The sequence below is a fragment of the Nocardia callitridis genome (assembly GCF_039543305.1).
Classification (GTDB): Bacteria; Actinomycetota; Actinomycetes; order Mycobacteriales; family Mycobacteriaceae; genus Nocardia; species Nocardia callitridis.
The window spans coordinates 252,529-271,362 of sequence record NZ_BAABJM010000005.1 but is presented as its reverse complement, the minus strand read 5'-3'; the positions used below and the strand labels follow the sequence as shown (position 1 = coordinate 271,362).

At 65.4% G+C, this 18,834-nt stretch carries 6 protein-coding genes (1 of these 6 only partly in view); 4 read left to right on the top strand and 2 right to left on the bottom strand.

The features are described from left to right. Window positions 1-153 precede the first annotated feature (153 nt). Window positions 154-1,650, top strand: a complete 1,497-nt coding sequence (gene eccB, locus ABEA50_RS23550) for a type VII secretion protein EccB (RefSeq protein ID WP_345497971.1) — start codon at window positions 154-156, stop codon at window positions 1,648-1,650. 20 nt (window positions 1,651-1,670) lie between these two features. Here the strand turns inward: eccB and eccA are convergent, their stop codons facing one another. After that, window positions 1,671-3,494: a type VII secretion AAA-ATPase EccA gene (gene eccA / locus ABEA50_RS23545; RefSeq protein WP_345497970.1), complete on the bottom strand. Its 1,824-nt coding sequence runs from the start codon at window positions 3,492-3,494 to the stop codon at window positions 1,671-1,673. Between the two features lie 216 nt (window positions 3,495-3,710). Between eccA and eccD the strand changes: the two genes are divergently transcribed. From eccD to eccCa, 3 genes are all read left to right on the top strand, one after another. Further along, a complete protein-coding gene (eccD, locus tag ABEA50_RS23540) occupies window positions 3,711-5,189 on the top strand; it encodes a type VII secretion integral membrane protein EccD (RefSeq protein ID WP_345497969.1) in 1,479 nt (492 codons plus the stop codon). 113 nt (window positions 5,190-5,302) lie between these two features. Further along, a complete protein-coding gene (mycP, locus tag ABEA50_RS23535; protein WP_345497968.1) occupies window positions 5,303-6,649 on the top strand; it encodes a type VII secretion-associated serine protease mycosin in 1,347 nt (448 codons plus the stop codon). Between the two features lie 4 nt (window positions 6,650-6,653). Beyond that, on the top strand, window positions 6,654-10,709 hold the full coding sequence (gene eccCa, locus ABEA50_RS23530; RefSeq protein ID WP_345497967.1) for a type VII secretion protein EccCa: 4,056 nt from the start codon (window positions 6,654-6,656) through the stop codon (window positions 10,707-10,709). A gap of 229 nt (window positions 10,710-10,938) precedes the next feature. Here eccCa and ABEA50_RS23525 read toward each other — a convergent pair whose 3' ends face one another. Then, window positions 10,939-18,834, bottom strand: partial view of an ADP-ribosyltransferase gene (locus tag ABEA50_RS23525; protein ID WP_345497965.1) — the 3' portion only. 39,990 nt of this gene lie beyond the right edge of the window; only the last 7,896 of its 47,886 coding nucleotides appear in the window; the start codon falls outside the window, past its right edge — the gene reads right to left on this strand; it ends in the stop codon at window positions 10,939-10,941.

The following is an 18,834-nucleotide window of genomic DNA, read 5'->3' as shown; positions in this document are numbered from 1 at the left end:
AATTGGTGTGCACGGTCGGCTTCGGGGATTACGTTACTCGTTCCGCCCGCGAGTGGCGTCCCACCCCGAAAACCGCATAGGCTTTCGACAGAGCTCTGTCCATGAGGGGTGGTCGCGAGTTCGACGAAAGATTTACCGTTCGAGGGAGATGCAGTGCCGGCTCAGCTCACGACCCGTGCGCAGGTCAATGGCTACCGTTTCTTGCTGCGCCGACTCGACCATGCCATGGTGCGCAGGGATGTGCGCATGCTGCACGATCCGATGCGGTCGCAATCCCGGTCCCTGATCATCGGCGCCATCCTCACCATCCTCGTCGTGGCAGGATGCGCGATTCTGGGGCTGATCCGTCCGCAGGGTGCGGTCGGCGACTCGAAGATCATCGTCGGTAAGGGCAGCGGGGCGTTGTTCGTTCTCGTCGCGGATCAGGCAGGCGACCAGACCCTGCATCCTGTGATGAATCTGTCCTCGGCGCGACTGATCGGTGGTAGCGCCGAATCGCCGACCTCGGTGGAGGATTCCAAGCTGTCGTCCTACCTTCCAGGACCGCTGCTCGGCATTCCCGGTGCTCCCACTGCGCTGCCAGGGACTTCGCAGGGCAGCCACTCGGATTGGTCGTTCTGCGAGAGCGTCACCCTCTCGGCGACAGGAAACGCTTCCTCCGCCACCACAACGACGGTGCTCGCCGGGCCACCGGAGTTGGGCGAGCAGACCCGAATAGCCAGCTCGGGCGAGGCGGTGCTCGTGCGCCGCGACCAGAAGACCTATCTGCTCTACGACGGTAAGCGGGCCGAAATCGATCCCGCCGATACGGTCATCGCCCGCACTCTGGATCTGGGTTCGCATCCGGCGAGGCCCGCGAGCGCCAGCCTGCTCGATGTCGCTGTTCCGGTTCCGCCGCTGGCGCCGCCCACTATTGCGCGAGGTGGGCAACCGGGCCCTGGAAAACTGTCGAATGTGCCGGTGGGCGGCTTGATCTCGGTGGAGCCCCTCGAGGGTGACGGTCCATCGGATCTGTATGTGGTGCTGGCCGATGGCGTGCAGCGTGTCGGCCCGTTCGTGGCGCAGATGATCCGAAACGCCAATTCACAGGGGATGAGCGGGATCAAGACCGTCCCGCCGGATGTGCTCGACGGCGTACCGGTGCTGACCACCCTGCCCATCGACTATTTCCCGTCGGAGATCCCGAAAATTCTTTCCGCCGAGGACGATCCGGTGACCTGTGTGGCCTGGGACAAGACCGCGGGGGCGGCAACACAGCAGGTGGAGTCGAGCAATCCCGCGGACAAGGCCGACGTATCGCTGCTTGTCGGCACCCGACTCCCACTGAGTGACTCCGCTCATCCTGTCGAGCTGGCCACCCCCGCCGCGGTCGGCGGCCACGTCGACAACGTGTACGTGAAGCCGATGTCGGGGGAGTTCGTGCAGACCACCGGCATGGATTCGGGCAGCCTGCGCCGCGACGGTCTGTTCTACGTCACGCCCAACGGAATCCGTTACGGAATACCGGATCTCGCCACCGCCAAGATCCTCGGTCTCGGTGAACCACGATTGGCACCATGGGCGATCGTGAGTCAGCTGATTCCCGGCCCGACGCTGTCGAGGAAGGCAGCGCTGGTCAGCTACGACACGGTGCCCACCGCGACCAACTAAGGGGCGACCAACTAAGGGGCTTACCCCAAGCCGAGCGAGGTGAGCACGGTCTCCAACGCGGACGACATATCCTGCTCCTCGATCCGCATCAGCACCGAGTCGTCCACCTCGGTCAGATCGAGCGAGTCGTCGTTGGCGAGGCGGAATTCCCGCTCTTCCTCGGCGGACTCGACGATATTGCGGATGAAGCGTCCGTTGCCGGCCAGGTCGATGCCGCGGCGCGGCTGCCCGTTCTGATCGGTGCTCTCCATCTCGTACAGCCGACCACACGCCTGGATCAGGCGTTGCTTTGCCTCGTCGGACAAGGCGGAATCTCGGGATTTGGCGATGACCTCGCCGATCTGACCGAGTTCCTCCGCGCTGTAGGAGGGGAACTGGAGGCGTTTGGCGAAGCGGGATGCGAGACCGTCGTTGGCGGCAAGCAACCGGTTGATCTCACCGTCGTATCCGGCGATGATCACCACGAGCCGGTCGCGGTCGTTCTCCATCCGCGCGAGCAGGGTATCGACGGCCTCACGACCGAAAGCGTCACCGCCGGACAAGCCGGACTGGATCAGCGTGTACGCCTCGTCGATGAACAGCACGCCGTCCATCGCGCTGTCGATCAGCTTGTCGGTCTTGATGGCTGTGCTGCCGAGATGTTCACCGACCAGATCCATGCGCTTGGCCTCGACGACCTTGTCGGTCTTGAGGATTTCGAGACCGCAGTAGATCTTGGCGACGACCCGCGCGATGGTGGTCTTACCCGTACCCGGCGGGCCGGTGAAGGCAAGGTGATTGCCTCGGGCCGCGCTCGAGAGGCCCTTTCCTTCGCGGATCTTGGCCAGCTGTGCCGACGATTGCAGCTTGGCCACCTGGTTTTTCACCGAAGCGAGGCCGATCTGCCTGTCGAGTTCCTTGCGCGCTTCGGCGAGCACTCGCTTCGCCCTGTCCGCGGAATCGGCCTGCTCCTGCTGCTGCATCGAGGGCGCCGAATCGGGATCCCATCGGTCGGTGCGCGCCTCGATGGTCTCCTTCGAGGTGATGGTGATCCGGTAGTTCCTGTCGTGCATCGCCTGGGCGTTCGCGGTGAAATCGGGTGTCTGGGAGTACACCTTCTCGAACAGGTCCTGTGCCTTGTCTCCGGCGCCGCTCTCGCGCAGGCACAGACCGCGGCAGAACATCGCGGTGGTGCGTGCCGCGGGAATCGGGCCCTGCTCGGCCAGTTCCATGCGACGGATACCCTCACCGAACAGGCCGAGCTGGGCGCAGGCCGAACCGACCATCACGTGCGCGCCGGTGGCCATATACGGATCGTCCCACTCGGCGGAGCGCGACAGCACGGTCATCACATCGGGCCACCGTTGGGTGGCGTAATGCAGTACGCCGTGCATGTAGTCGGCGATCCGTTTGTCGGCCCCGGCCTCCGGTGACGGCGGCTGAGCGCGCTGGTACTCGGCGAGCTCGTCGAGTATCCGCTCGGCCTCGTCGAAATCCTTGTCGGCGATCAGCTGTCCTGCTTGGGCGCACGAGATCTCGGAATAGCTCGACAGCGGATAGTCGATGTAGAGACCGGTGACGAACCGACCGGCCAATTCCCTCGGCCGCAGTCCGAGTCGGCGTTGTTCGTGACCGAGCATAGAGCTACTTGTCTTGAACAAATTGAACAATACTTCGCGGGTCGTCTCACCGGCCGCGGCGAGGCCCAGCCAGGCATCGCACATCGTCGGATCCCATTCCGTGGCGCGCTGGAAAGCCAATTTGGCGTATTCAGGATCGCGCGTGGCCTCTTGCCCGTCGATGGTCAGACCCAACGACAGGACTCCGGCATTGAAGGCGCGTTGTGCTTGGCGGTTGCCGGTCATTGTAGTCGAACCCCGAATTGTCTTTTGTCCCGGTTCATTCCGTATGTCTCCTGACCAGCTTACAGATCGCGCCACGTCCGCCTGTCATATACATTAGGGTTCGCTGCCGAATGGTTGCAACGTAATCGCAATTTGATGGAGTGAGAGTGGTTCTGCCAGCACATAGTTCGTCACGGGAGCACCGTTCCACACTGTTGATCCGGGGTTGACTGTCTGATGACCGCACCATCGCACGGCGGCCGGACGGCCGCGGAACCCGAACTGTGTCGAGTATCGGTGATCGGTGGAAACACCCAGATCGATGTGGGATTACCCTCCGCGATCCCGGTGGGCACCTTCATCGACGAGCTGGTCGAGCTCATCGAATCGCGCAATCCCGACCCCACCGAGACTGAAGAGGACGGCGGCGGATCACCGCAGGCCGAGCATTGGACGCTGGCGAAACTCGGGCGCGGACCGATACCGACGAGCAGGACCCTCACCGAGGCCGAGGTGTTCGACGGTGAACTGCTCGTGCTCCGGTCGGTCTCGGCCAAGGAAATCCCCGCGCTCTTCGACGACGTGATCGACGCGGTGTCTCGACTCACCGCCGATTCGTTTCGTGGCTGGTCGCCGAAGGCCGCGCAGTGGACCGGCTTGGTGGCCTCGGTACTCACGGCGGTGACCGCGATGCTGCTGTTGGCCGCGAGTCGATCCCATGGCGATCCGCTCGCCGAGCCGTTCCTCGCGCTCGGCGCCGGTGTCGCGGCAATGGTGTCGGCGGTGGTCGCGGTGCGCCGCTACGGCGAGGTGCTCGCGGCCACCTGGTTGTCGCTCGGCAGCCTCGTGTTGATGTTCAGCGCCGGTGCGCTGTTCGTACCGGGCCCGCTGGGCAGTCCGCATGTGCTGCTCGGCTTTTCGGTGACCCTCATCGTGGCGGCGGTCGGCTATCGCGGCACCGGTGTCGCGGCGATTCTGTTCTCGCTGGCCATTACCGTCTCGGTCTTCGGCGTTATCGCGGCGGCGGTGGACCTGATCTGGGATCCCGCGCTGCCGAAGGTCGCGGCGGGCGTGCTTGTCGGCGCGCTGATCGTGATTTCCGCAGTACCGAGGCTCTCGGCGGTGCTCGCCCGGCTGCCGGTACCGACGGTGCCGACGGCCGGCGCGGCCATCGATCCCGCCGATCACGCGCCGCGCCCCACCATCGAGGGCATCGGCGCGATCGGTGCGACGGCGCTGCCTTCGGCCGTTGGCCTCGGCCGACGCGCGCGGGCGGCCAACGACTACCAGACCGGCGTCATGGCCGGGTGCACCATTGCCGCGGTCTTCGGCGCGGTCGTGGCCGCCGACCCGCTCGGCGCCGCCCGCTGGCAGGGCATCGCGTTGGCCGGTGTCGCGGCGGTCATTCTCGCCCTGCGCGGGCGGGCATTCGCTGATCTGGCGCAAGCCGGAGCGCTGATCGCCGGTGGCGCCGTGACCTTCACCGCCACCGCGGCCGGTGTGGCGCTTGGTAATTCGGATGCCGTGCTGATCGTCACCGGGGCGCTGCTCATCTTCGTCGCCGCGACCGTCGTCTTCGGCGTCATCGGTCCGCATATCGAGATCACCCCCGTGATGCGCCGGATGACCGAGCTGTTCGAATACGCGTTGATCATCGCGGTGCTGCCGCTGGTGGCGTGGCTCATGGGTGTGTACGGGATGGCCCGCAACATATGACCGGCGCGAGCAGCCCGTGGAATATGACTGCCGCGGCTGCGGACAGAGGTAGTCACCATCGCCATCGCGCGACTCGGCTGTGGTCCGTATGCGCGGCAACGATTTTCGGTGCGATGGTAATCGCAGTTCCCGGATCTGCTGCCGCGGTCGTTCCGCCGGACGCGGACCCCGGCGCCCTTGCCCCCGCCTTGGGGCTCAGCGGCAATCCGGCGCCCCTCGAGCCGACCGAGCAGAAGACGGTATGCGCCGAACCGACGCTCAGCGGCCAGGTGCCGCAGGATGCTCCGCCCGCACAGCGGGTGCTCGACCTGGCCGCGGCCTGGCAGTTCTCCCGAGGGGCAGGACAGAAGGTCGCCGTCATCGACACCGGGGTGAACCCGCATCCTCGGCTGCCGTCACTGCAACCGGCCGGTGACTATGTCGTCGAGGGCGGCGACGGCCTGAGCGATTGTGACGGGCACGGCACCATCGTCGCCGGCATCATCGCCGCACGGCCGAGCGCGGACGACGGATTCGTCGGTGTCGCACCGGAAGCCGATGTGCTCTCGATCCGCCAGCTGAGCCTGGCCTTCCAGGCCAAGAGTCACGCCACCGGACAGACGGGCACCATCTCCGATACCGGTTACGGCAATGTGCTCACCCTCTCCGCCGCGGTGGTGCGAGCCACCGATCTCGGCGCGACGGTGATCAACATCTCCGAGGTGGCCTGTAGTCAGGCCGGGACCGACCCCGCCGACGGGGCCCTCGGCGCCGCGGTGCGGTACGCCTTCGATCACAATGTCGTCGTGGTCGCCGCCGCGGGCAATCTACAGACCGATGGGCCGTGTAATGCGCAGAACGATGGCTCCGGATGGGATGGGGTGCAGACGATTCCGAGTCCGGCGTGGTTCGACAAGTACGTGCTTTCGGTCGGTTCGGTGGATGCCTCCGGAGGCGTCTCGGCTCTGACGCTCCGTGGACCGTGGATCGGGGTCGCGGCCATCGGCCGTCAGATCGTCTCGTTGGACAGCAAGCCGGGAGGGACCGGACTGGTCGACAGCGTGGCGGGCCAAGACGGGATAAGGAGCATAGAGGGCACCAGCTTCGCCGCGCCGTACGTGGCCGGGCTTGCCGCGCTGGTGCGGTCGCGGTTTCCCGAGCTGACGGCGGGGCAGGTCATCGACCGCATCGAGCGCACCGCGCACGCTCCTGGCACGGGACGCGACGATTCCGTCGGCCACGGAATGATCGATCCAGTGGCGGCGCTCACCGCCGAGCTGTCCGACCGTCCATCCGGGGTCGGCACCGATCAGGCCCATGCCATCCCGGAGCCGTATCTGGCGCCGCCGCCGGATCCTCGGCCGCGCCGGTACGCGGTGATCGGTTCGATCACCTGCCTGTCGCTGCTGGGAATCGGTGTGGCGCTGTCGATTCCGCTGCGCCGCAGGCGTGCCGAGGATTTCTTCGAGAGCGAGCTGTAGGTCCATGATTACCCTAGGTTTTGTGCGCCGCCCACGCATCGCCCCGCCGCGCGCGCCGGGTGGTGAGGTGACGCTGAGCGCACCGCCGGAGGTCACCCGCGCGGTGCCTGGACCGCTGATCGCCAAGCTGATGCCGGTGGTGATGGTCGTCGCCGTCGTCGGCATGCTCGCGATGTTCGTGATGATGGGCAGGTCGCTGCTCAGCAATCCGATGATGATGATGTTCCCGATGATGATGCTCATGTCGATGGTGGGCATGATGATGGGCTTCGGTCGCGGCGGAGGAAGCAAGTCAGCGGGTGAGCTCAACGAGGAGCGCAAGGACTATTTTCGTTATCTGGATCAGATCCGTAAGGATGTTCGGCGCACCGGCCTGCGGCAGCTGGAATCGCTGGCCTGGAGCCATCCCGAACCCGTCGATCTGAAGTCGTTGGTCGGCACCCGCCGCATGTGGGAACGGCGCCCCAACGACCCCGACTTCGGGCACGTGCGAGTCGGCGTCGGCAGCCATCGACTGGCGACCAAGCTCGCGCGCCCGGAGACCGGCCCGCTGGAGGATCTGGAGCCCGTGTCGACGGTCGCGCTGCGACGGTTCGTTCGCACCCATTCGGTGGTACATCAGCTGCCGACCGCCGCGTCGCTGCGGGCCTTCCCGGCCATCAATATCGAGGGGCCCGAAGCGGATTCCCGAATGCTGGTGCGCGCGATGCTCATGGAGTTCACCGCATTTCACGGGCCGGACCATGTCGGGGTGGCCATCGTGTGCGCGGACTCCGACAGCGAAGCGTGGGCATGGGCCAAATGGCTACCGCACCTGCAACATCCGACGCAGCGTGATGGTCTCGGCTCGGCGCGCATGATGTACGGCTCACTCGGCGAGCTGGAGACCGCGCTGTCGGAGGAGCTGATGGAGCGCGGCCGGTTCATGCGCAATCCGCAACCGACACAGGGCCGTACACATCTGGTGGTGGTTATCGACGACGGCTACGTCAACGGTACCGAGCGCCTGATCAGTGAGTCCGGCCTCGATTCGGTGACGGTGCTCGACCTCACCGCGCCCGAGAACGGCCTCGCCGCGCGGCGAGGCCTGCAACTGGTGGTCGGCGGCGGCGCGGTGAGTGCGCGCAGCGTCGCCGGGGTCGAGCGGTTCGCCACCGTCGACGAGGTCAACACCGTGCAGGCCGAGGTGTTCGCACGGGCGCTGGCCAGGTACCGGATCGCGACCGCGGCGCAGATCGTCAGCCTGGGTGACGACACCCAAACCGATCCGGGATTGATGTCGTTGCTGCGTATTCCCGACGCCGCGCAGATCGAACCGGCCAGGGTCTGGCGTCCACGTACCCCACGCGAGCGGCTGCGGGTGCCGATCGGCATCACTCCTGACGGCACAACGGTCGAACTCGATATCAAGGAATCCGCGGAGAACGGCATGGGCCCGCACGGATTGTGCATCGGCGCAACCGGTTCGGGTAAGTCGGAATTCTTGCGCACGCTGGTGCTGTCGATGGTGGCCTCGCATTCGCCCGACGCGCTGAACCTGATCCTGGTCGACTTCAAGGGTGGCGCGACATTTCTCGGCCTCGATCCGCTGCCGCACGTCGCGGCGGTCATCACCAACCTGGAGGCCGAGCTCTCCATGGTCGACCGCATGAAGGACGCGCTCGCCGGTGAGATGAACCGTCGCCAGGAGTTGCTGCGCTCGTCGGGCAACTTCGCCAACGTCACCGACTACGAAAAGGCCCGCGCCGCCGGCACACCGCTCGATCCGCTGCCCGCGCTGTTCGTGGTGGTCGACGAATTCTCCGAACTGCTCTCGCAGAAGCCGGATTTCGCGGATCTGTTCGTCATGATCGGTCGCCTCGGCCGCTCGCTGCACGTGCATCTACTGCTCGCCTCGCAGCGACTGGAGGAGAACAAGCTGCGCGGCCTGGACTCGCACCTGTCCTACCGGATCGGCCTGCGTACCTTCTCCTCCAACGAATCACGCGCGGTGCTCGGCATCACCGATGCCTACCACCTGCCCAGCGTGCCGGGTTCGGGCTATCTGAAGACCGACGCCGCGGATCCGTTGCGGTTCAACGCGACCTACGTCTCGGGGCCCTATGTCGCGCCTGTCTCCACCGGTCCTGTCGTCGGACCGGGTGGCCGCATTGTCGGCGGCAGGCCGACGATGTTCACCGCAGCGCATGTGGAGATCCCTGAGCCGTCAGAGGACGACGACGACGGGCCCGATTTCGATCCGCTTGCGCTGCCCGACCCGCCGTCGGCCGAGGACCTCGCCGAAGAAGGTGTTCCCGATTCGCTGCTCACCGTGGTGGTGCGCAGGTTGACCGGACACGGCCGCCCCGCGCACGAGGTGTGGCTGCCGCCGCTGGAGGAATCGCCCTCGGTGGATATGCTGCTGCCCGATCCCGACTGGCGTTCGCCCGCCAACCGGCAGGGCCAGCTTTGGATGCCGATCGGCATCATCGACAAGCCCTACGAGCAGCGCCGCGACGTGCTGACCATCCAATTGGCCGGTGCCAAAGGCCATGTCGCGGTGGTCGGTGGCCCGCAATCGGGCAAGTCGACCGCGCTGCGCACCATCATCATGGCGACGGCCGCCACCCACACCCCCGAGCAAGCCCAGTTCTACTGCCTCGACTTCGGCGGCGGCAGTATGACGGGTCTGGTCGGCTTGCCGCACGTCGGTTCGGTGTCGGGGCGTCTGGACGTGGACAGGGTTCGGCGCACCATTGCCGAACTGACCACCCTGATGCGCACGCGCGAGGAGCGCTTCAGCGAGCTCGGCATCGAATCCATGGCCGAGTTCCGCCGCCGCAAGTTCTCCCAGATCCGTACCGACGGGACCATGGCGCCGGATAATCCGCTGGCCGAGGACAAGTTCGGCGATGTGTTCCTCGTCATCGACGGTTGGTCGAAGATCCGCGAAGAGTTCGACACGCTCGAGCCACAGATCCATGCGATCGCGGGACAGGGCCTTTCTTTCGGCATCCACCTGATCCTCGGCGCCTCCCGCTGGGCCGAGATTCGCGCGGTGGTCAAGGATCAGATCGGTACCAGGCTGGAGTTGCGCCTCGGTGATCCGACGGATTCGGAAATGGGGCGCCGTTCGGCGGCACTCGTGCCGGTCGGCCGTCCCGGTCGCGGTCTGACACCCGACGAACTGCATCTGCTGATCGCGTTGCCGCGCTTGGACTCGCAGACCGATCCCGGCAGCATGTCCGAGGGCGTCGCGGTATCGCGGCAGGCCATGGAGCAGCTGTGGGGCAAGCGCAAGGCACCCGAGGTGCGCATGCTTCCGCTGCGGTTCAGCCGCGAATATCTGCTGGAGCAGGTCGCCGAACGGGGCATCGAGGTGAGCCCGACCCGGGTCGCCGTCGGCCTCGGCGAGAACGCCTTGGAACCGCTCGTCCTGGACTTCGGCGCCGATCCGCACCTGATGGCCTTCGCCGACGTCGAAAGCGGCAAGACCACGCTGCTGCGCAATATCGCCATGGGCATCATCGAGAACGCCACCCCGGAACAGGCGCGCATCACCATGATCGACTATCGGCGCACCATGCTCGGTGTCGTGGAGGGTGAGCAACTGGCCGGGTACTCCACGTCCTCGCAGACCTGCGGAGCGATGATCAAGGACATCAGCGAGTTCCTGGCCGAGCGGATTCCCGGCTCCGATATCACCCCGCAGCAGCTGCGCGAACGAAGCTGGTGGAGCGGGCCGGAGATCTACATCCTTGTCGACGATTACGACATGGTGGTGCAGGGCAGCCTCAACCCGCTCACGCCGCTGATGGAATATCTGCCCCAGGCCCGCGATATCGGCCTGCACCTGATCGTCACCCGTCGCACCGGCGGTGTCTCGCGCGCGCTGTTCGACCCGGTGCTCGGCGGCATGAAGAACATGTCGGTCGGCGCGCTGATCATGAGCGGTCCTCGCGACGAGGGCAAGATCATCGGCGATGTCCGTCCGAGCAAGCTTCCACCGGGACGCGGCACCTTGATTTCCCGCAGCCTCGGCACCGAAATGGTACAGATCGCCGACCTGCCGCCGCTGTAGAACAACCGGGGCGGCCCCTCGTCATGCGGGTCATCGAATGGTGCTGCGGCTCGGCGCCACCGAGCGCGAGGAGGTCGACGCGATTCGGGCGGCCGGGAGTCCACGCGACCGCTTCCGCTGTGCGCAGCGCTGCGCCGTGACCTGCGCGCTGCGCATGGGTGGCCGTTCGCCTATCGGGCTCTCGTCGCCGCGCGACATACAGACGGGTCAGCGTCGCAGACCGACACACTCAGCGCCGTAATTCCCGGTTGAGTTCGTCGAGGGTTTCCTGACCGGTGAATTCGAGTAATCGGGCGTTGGCGGGAGCGCCGATGAGGGCCAAGAGCTCCTGGATCAGCATCGGTGTTTTACTCGCGGCGGGGTCGAAGATCTGCCAGGCGGCTACCTCGCCCTCGACGGTGTACACCAGGTTGGTGACGTACTCGTCGACCGGCAGGTACTGCTGGTCGGCCGTGTTGCGGCCCAGGATGTCCGGTGGCGTGGTGGGTGCCCGCATACCCTCGGCGGTGATGACGAGTTTGCGGGGGTAGGTGCCCATGCGGATGAGGGCCGATGCCGTCAGATGGGCGCGTTCGGCGGAGCCGACGTCGGTCGTGAAGGGCAGGGCGGCGAGGGCTTTGATCCAGTCCGTCGCAGTGTCCTCCAGGACCGGAGTCGGGGCGTTGTCCGGTTCCCCGGTCGTGGTCGGTGGCACGGCCAAGACGTGGTCGATGTAGTCGTGCTCGTCGGGGAGGGCGGTGCGCAGGTCGACACGCAGCTCGCGGCCATCGGCTCCGGCCCGGTACGCGGCCTGGACCCGACCCAATGTTCGTGGGTCCCGGTCCAATCGCGTCATCAGTGCGAGCGCGGTGCGCGGCTGTCCCGAGTCGATCCGGTCACGCACCGCCTCGGCGTACACGCGCACCTCGGGTGCGTTCTCCCGATGTTCGGCTGTCGGGGCTGGTGGCGTGGACGCGGGAATCGTCTCGGGTTTCCAGCCCATCAGATCCGCGATGTGGGCCGCCTGCGCGTCGGACAATCGGCCCGTCTCATTGGCCTGTCGCACCGCCGCCGCCAGCGGTGTCGTCTCGGCGATCCGGTAGGCGGCTTCCAAAAAGGCGGTATCGCGCTGCACCGTCGCGTGCCGCAGCGTGTTCAGTAGCTCGACGAAATCGACCGGATCGGCGCCCTGCAAGGCCGTGGCGACCTGCGCGGCGTATTCGTGATCGGAGTCGGTGTCCAGGTTTCCCGCGAGGAAGCTGTGGAACCGGGTCGGCAGGTGCGTGCGCAGGAGTCTTGCGAGTGCGGGGTTGTCGTCGAGCAGGCCGACTCGTGCCGGGTTGCCCCGCAGCCGAGAATCGATGATGCCGACAATGTCGTCCTCGGCCGGTCCGATGCCCTCGGCCTCTCGGGTTTTCAGATAGTCCTCGACCGCGTCGCCGACCTGTCCGCCGAGGTTGCGGCGTGCCATCGTGTCGAGGCTTCGCAACAGTTGTTTGTCGGTATCGGCGTCGGCCAATGTGCGGTCGAGTTCGCGCAGCGTTTCGGGGCGGTGTACCTCGCCATCGGCGAGCGGTGGTAGCAGCCGTCCCGGCGCGAGGGCCATCGCGTGAACGTCGGTGACGACCACGATCTGATCGCGCAGGTATCCCTCCTTCGTCCAGCGCATCCAGGTGCGGTCGGCGTCGTCGTCGGCGTAGCGGCGTGCGGCCAGGGCATCGATGACCTGCTCGGTCGGTCCCTCGACATGTGCTGCCTGGTCGGGATCGAGGTGAATTGTCGCGAGCCAGTCGCGCGTGCTCACCGGTTCGCGGGCGAGCGCGGGATCCCAGACCATCCACTCGGCGTTCCCGTCGCGGTCGCGCGTATACACCAGGTTCGCGACGTGATGCATCCAGTTCAGCGACTTGGTCGAGCCATCGGGCAGGGTCTGGCTCACCCGCAGATCCTCGCCGTTGACGAGGATCTTGCGCGGCTGGGTGCCGAGCGAAATCAATTCCAGCGCAACGTGATGCGCCAACTGCACGCAGCCGCTGTCCAGGTAGCCGTGCGGCATCGGGTGGTCGCCGGACCAGTGCTGGAAGCTCATGGTCTCGAGGTGCTCGAACCATGCCTTCGCGATGTCCCACTCGACCGGCACCTGCTCGTCGTCCTGACCGAAGGTCGAGTGCTGCCGCGCGGTTTCGGCGAAGACGTGGTCGAGGTAATCCTTGTCGTCCGGCAGATGATCGCGCAGATCCTTGGCCAGGTCGCGGCCGTTGGTCTGGTTCCGATAGGCGTCCTGGACCGCCCACAGTTGGCGCGGATTGCGGTGCAGCTGCTCGACGAAGGCCAGTGTGCTGTCGATATCGCGCACTGACAGCAGCGAATTCACGTACTCGCGCACCGGTGGCAATTCCGCGGGCGACTGGCCGGGTCGCGCGGCCGTGCGCGGCGGTGTCACCCCGGCGGGCAGGTCGTGCTTCGGTTGCCAGCCCATCAGCCTTGCCATTCGGCGTTGCTGGGCTTCGGATAGCCGCCCCTGCTCAACCGCTTCCCGGACAACGTCTTTCAGGGGGCCGCCGTGCGCGGAGGCGAACGCGTCGTCGAGCGAGGTTGTGCCCCGCGAGGTGCCGGTGTGGTTCAGGACAGTGAGCACTCGGGCGAAATCGATCGGGTCGTCGCCGCTGAGCATTGTGCTCAAGGTCCGCGCGTATGGGTGGGCGGGCGTGGTCTCGGAGGTGAATGCCGCGGGTTCGGTGCTCGGCGCGGTCGTTGATTCGGTGCCGAGCTCGGTCGGTGGCTCGAAGTGTCCGCGCAGGACGGTGAAAGCGGGGTGGAAGGGATCTTTTCCGATTCCGGTGATTCGGTAAGGGGTGTTGCTCGCGAACAGGAGTTCGTTCTCGTGTGCGTTCTGGTCGCGGCCGTCGCGACCGAGATAGACGCCGCGCATTCCCGGCGGCACCACGAGTTCGAGACGGAATTTCGGTGCGGTGCTGGTCGCGACCAACTCGGTGGTCAGCGAGGTGGACAGGGGGCCGGTGTCCTGCTGGCGGACACCGAGAAGAAGGTTGAGGTCTTCGTGTGCGCCGAACGGGGTGCCGTACTGGTCGATGGCCATGAAGGTGGCCTCGCCGATCGTGCGGATGACGAGGAACGGTTCGGTCGTGGGCAGAGTCTGTCCGGTGCCCTCTTCGAGCAGTTCGAGATATCGGCGAACGTTCTCCGATGTCGGCGGGATACCGAAATTACTCTGGAATGCTCTTTCGAACCGTAGGGAGATTCTCCGATCGCTACGGATCTGTTCCCAGTGCGCCTCAGGGTGGGGGTGCCGCAGAATGTCGTTCAGCGCGTTCAGTATTCGGGTTTCCGAGTCGTCCAGGGAAGTCGCGCGCGCTCGCAGCTCTTCGGCCCGTTCGACCAGCATGCTGAAATCGAGCGGTATGCCTGCTTCCTTCAAGAGGTCCGCGGTCTCGGAATGCCGATGGACTCGGTCGAAGATTTCCTCGCCCGCGCCGCGCATCATCTGGTTGGTGAAGGCAGACGATTGCTGGTAGGTCGTCAACGCGGTGCGGATTTCGGGGCGCTGCTGGGGCCAGGTGCGCAGCATGCTGTGGCCGAAGTCGGCCCCGTCCCGGTCACTGGTGAACACGCGCACATCGTCGAAGGGCAACGCGGTGGCCGGGGTGTCCGGGACCGAGGGATGCACTGTCACCGTGGCAGAACCGGTGTGCGGCAGGGAGGTGGTGATCGCCGCGGGCGCGTACAGGTGAATCCGCTGTGCTTCGGGATGGTGGGTGGTGAATTCGGCGACCGCTGTACCGAGGTGGTCGGCGGAATCGTCGGATTCCTCGGCGCCGTAGTCGATCCAGAACACACTCGCGTCGCTCGAGTTCGTGCGGGCGGTTTCGGCGTGCAATCCGGCGATGCGGCCTGGCATGTCGTACATCGAGGTGGGAGCGGTGGCGGAGTACGCGTGCCAGTGGATTGTGGGCGCGGTGTCGACGGGCCCGAAACCGATGGCGATGCGCCCGCGCCGGGCCGAGACGTCGTGGACGAAGGACAACAGGTGGACAGGCGATGTGGCGCCGGAACGATCGTCGGCCACCTCGGTGTTCCTGACCGCAGTACGTAGGTGAGTTCTGGGGATGTTCATGTTTTGCCGTCGTTCCACCAGATCCGGGGGGAACCCGCTCTCCTCGAACTCCTCGTCGTCTTCGTGCTCCACATACCAGTACCTGCGCAGCAAGAGGTAGCGGGCGTTGAGGGCGCCCCGGATCGGGGCAGGGATGGCATCGCTGTTGCGCAGAGCGGGGAACCTGTCGAGAAGCCCGAGTTGTTCGTCGTTCGACCAGTCGTCGAAATGCAGGTTTTCCCACCAGGTTCGGCCGGTGCCCGGATAGGTGTAGGGGGAATCCAGCTCGTGTAGCTGCCGCAAAAGCCGCGGTGCGAGTTCGCCGCTGTCGTCGGCGAGCGTTTCGAGCCGGTCCAGCTCGAGTTCGAGGTGTTTTGCGTTGAGGACCCATCTGATCCCGACCGGGACAACGTCGTGCAGCGCGGGGAATTCGGTCAGCAGACGAAGCTGTTGGGCACCCGGCAGACGATCGAAACCCAGTGTGTCCCACCAGGCCTTACCGGCATTATCCCACCAGGAGTCCGACGTGTCGGGGTCGCCGAGCCCGGCGGGCGGTCGCAGCCGATCGGCCTCCTCGGGGGCTGGGTTCCTGATCTCGGTGTCGGCTCGGGGGCCGCGTGGCGGGAGGGATTGTTCGATCTTGATCGTGGTTACTTCGCGACTCGAGACCATCTGCCGCAGCGCATCGGTGTCGGCTTCGAAGCGTTCCGTGCGCTGTGCCCCGCCGAGTTCACGATCGATGACGTCGAAGGTCTGATTACTGGTGACATCGGCAGTGGTGGCGTATTCGTGGTTCTGAAAACTGATGGTGGTTCCGGTCGGGAAACGATCCCAGGTGAAATGGCTTATATTCGCATCGGGCCGGAATATCTTGAAGGGCCGCGTAGGTGTCGGGCCGTGCTCGCGAATACGCTGTGCGCGTTCGAACGCGGCCTGCTGTATCTCTGACTCGAGCGCTGCGGGGAGTGTCTTCCATTGGCCCTCCGGCTCGTAGTAATACCGCCGGAGATTATCGGAAGCACGGAGGCCTTCGGTTCTGAGGTAGGCGAGCGCATAGTCGTTGATCTGCGAGTCGGGCTTGTAGTGGCCGCTGAAATCCAAGAAGGCCGCGAGAACTCCGTCGTAGACCCGGATGTAGCCTGCGGCGGTGACGGTACGGCCGCGGAGGAAAGACGAATGCTGAACCGCACCGTCTGCTCTTTCGGCCGCGTAGAGATTTCCGAACTCGTCCATGACGAAGATCGTTTGGTTATTTCTGGTATCGAAGAGGTGCCCGTCAGCGGCGTTGTACAGTCTGCCGTCGGGCCCGACGAAGATTCGGTGATCCTCGCGTTCCGCGTCGTCCATGTAATGTATGGGGACATGGAAATCCGTGAAGTATGTGTCGAATTCCGCCACGGAATCCGGTCGCGGGATGGCGGTCTTCGGAACGATCGGACGTAACTCGCCGATGTAGTTCTTGTCCAGTGCGGCACCCTCGAGCAGTGGTTCCGGTCCACCGGCGAGCATGGTGGTCTTGGGCTCCGGAATCCGATCCCGCGGGATGGCCGTCTCAGGCGAGTACGCGATGCGGCGGGGTCTCGGCGCCGAGGTCGAGAACATCTCTCCATTATGGGAGACGCCGAGTTCGTAGCCGCCGTCATCCGATCTGCGCAGGAAGATGGTCGGTCGTCTCCGGCCATGGGAAATATTGTTTCGCTGTCCCCCCGTGCCGAGGGTGACGATATTCAGCTGGTAGTGCGAGGCGGCAGCATATAGCAAGAACTCCGTGTGTGGCAGCACAGTAACGCGGGCGCCCGTGCTCTCGGAACCGTCCCGCAGTGCCGATATCTCCTGTTGTAGCAAATCGTCTCGTTGCTGCTTTAGCCACGACTCGAAATCCGGCCTGTTCCGGTTCTGTGGATCGTTCGACTGCTGATCGAGATGGTCGGTGGTGATCAATTCGGAAATGACGTCCAGTTTAATGGTGAGATCGTCGGCGAGAGTATTTCGTATGGTGTCGGGGTCCGCGATGTTGAGAATTCGAGCCAAGGTAGGGAACAGAGAATTCTTTCCCGAGTGGTACCGGTGCCAGGAATCCGGCACAGGCAGTGTGACCTCGAACGGGCCCAGTATGTGCGTATCGGCCAGATCAGCGAAATCCCGCCTATCCACGATATGCGGTCGCTCGCCGGGGTCGGGTCGCGGGCTGCGGATCTCGAGATTGCCGTCGTGTCGGACGACGGCGACCGTTTCGACTCCGGCGCTGTCCCGGTAAGTGACGGTTGTTCCGGTGGGGGAGAGGGCCTCGGCCAAGCGGGAAATTGTCCGCATCGCGCCGATGACCTGGCGGCGTCTGATGTCTTCTACCCGGATACCTGGCTCGGCGCCCTGCCGGTTACCAGCCTCGATCCGCAGGTCCATGGCATGCTCGGGGGACGCCCGAAGCGCTGCCGCCGCGCTGTGGAAAGCGGCCTGCGATTCCGGCCACAATTGCCGGGCCACTTCCAGGGCGTTGTCCGGCTCGGCCGCAAGTATCGTCTCGCGGATCGTGGCGAATTGTTGTAGCGCATGGGTTTGCGCTGGCGTCAGCGCACGGAACTCCGGCATCGGTGTGCGCGCCGCGATCTCGACGGCGCCGCTGGTCTCCTCGCTGGCGATGTCTTGCACGCTCATGTCGGAATTGTCGGCTCGGCGTTGCCAACCCACGGCGTTGCTGGGGGTCGTCCCGAGTGCTTCGGCCGCGGCGGTGAGGTCTTCGCGCAGGTGCGGGCGCATCCGTTCGATCAGGTGGAAGGTGTCGTCGGCATCGATTCCTGAGGGGGAGCGCTTGTCCAGCAGGATCTGTCGGATGTCGGAGTATGCGCGTAGTGCGTGATCCTCCTCGGGTGTCAGATCCCGGATCTCGGGGTCGTCCTCGGAGTCGATGTCCGAATGGTCTGCTGGTGCTGCGGCCGGGTGATCGGGGTGTTCGGGGGAGGAATCGGTGTCCGATCGTCCGTCGTCGGTGGTGTCCAACCCGTCTTCTGTTGCGTCGGTGCGCAGCGCCGGGCCGGAGTGGCCGGGAAGGTGCAGGTGGGGTTGATCGGGGTCGATGCCGTTGGCGCGGAACTGATTCAGGACATCCGCGCGGAACTCCTCGAATGTGGTGTTGGAGTCGGCCTTGAGCGCGTCATGGACGAGCATGGCCCGTGCCTCGCCGAAACTTGCCCCCGCTGGTTCCGCGCCGAAGCCGACACCGGACAGCACCGGCTCGGCGCCGCGCGGCACATCCCACTGGAACATCTCGGCGTGGTCGTTCTGGAATTCGCGGAACCATGCGGTCACCCGATTCGCCGCGTCCTGATCGCGAACGTAGATCACGACTCCCTCCGTGCGCCACTGGAAGGCGGTGCCCACCTTCGCCGAATGAATTCCGGGGAATTCGTCGGCCCGGTCGAGGACGTTGTGCACGAACTCGCCGAATACTCGCGGTCGTGCGGTGCCGGAGGTGTTCACGTAGATCTTGAATCCGACATCCTCGCTGCGCATTTCCTCGGATCGGTCGATCCGGTAGAAATACAGGTAGGAGGGGTCATTTATCGGCCAGAAGTGGGCCATGCCCGGTGAGATCGGCCTTTCGGTGTCGTCGAAGGCCACCTGCGCGCCGGGCGCGCGGCGACGGAGGATCTCCAGCAATTGCCTTCGATACCCCTGCCGATCTTCGGCCCGGTTGCCGCCGCCGGGTCTGGAATACATCGCGTAAACGTTGTCCCGGCTACGGATCCACCCTCGGTGTTCCCACACCTCCCGCAAGTAGGCGTCCAGGTTCTCCCGCGACACCGTCGGGACGCGGAGCCCGTTCTGTTCGTAGGACTGTGCCCGCAACTCCCGCAGGTCATCGAATGAGAGATCCGGCAGCCGCTGATGTAGTACCGAGTACAAGACGTCCAGGGTGCGCGGGCGGTTCAAGAGGGTCGGGAATTCTTCGAGGGCGCGTGTCGCGATCGGAATGGACGTGTCAGTGCTCGGCAGCAGGCTCGGCCGTGCGAGAAGGGGCTGCGGCGGTAGAGG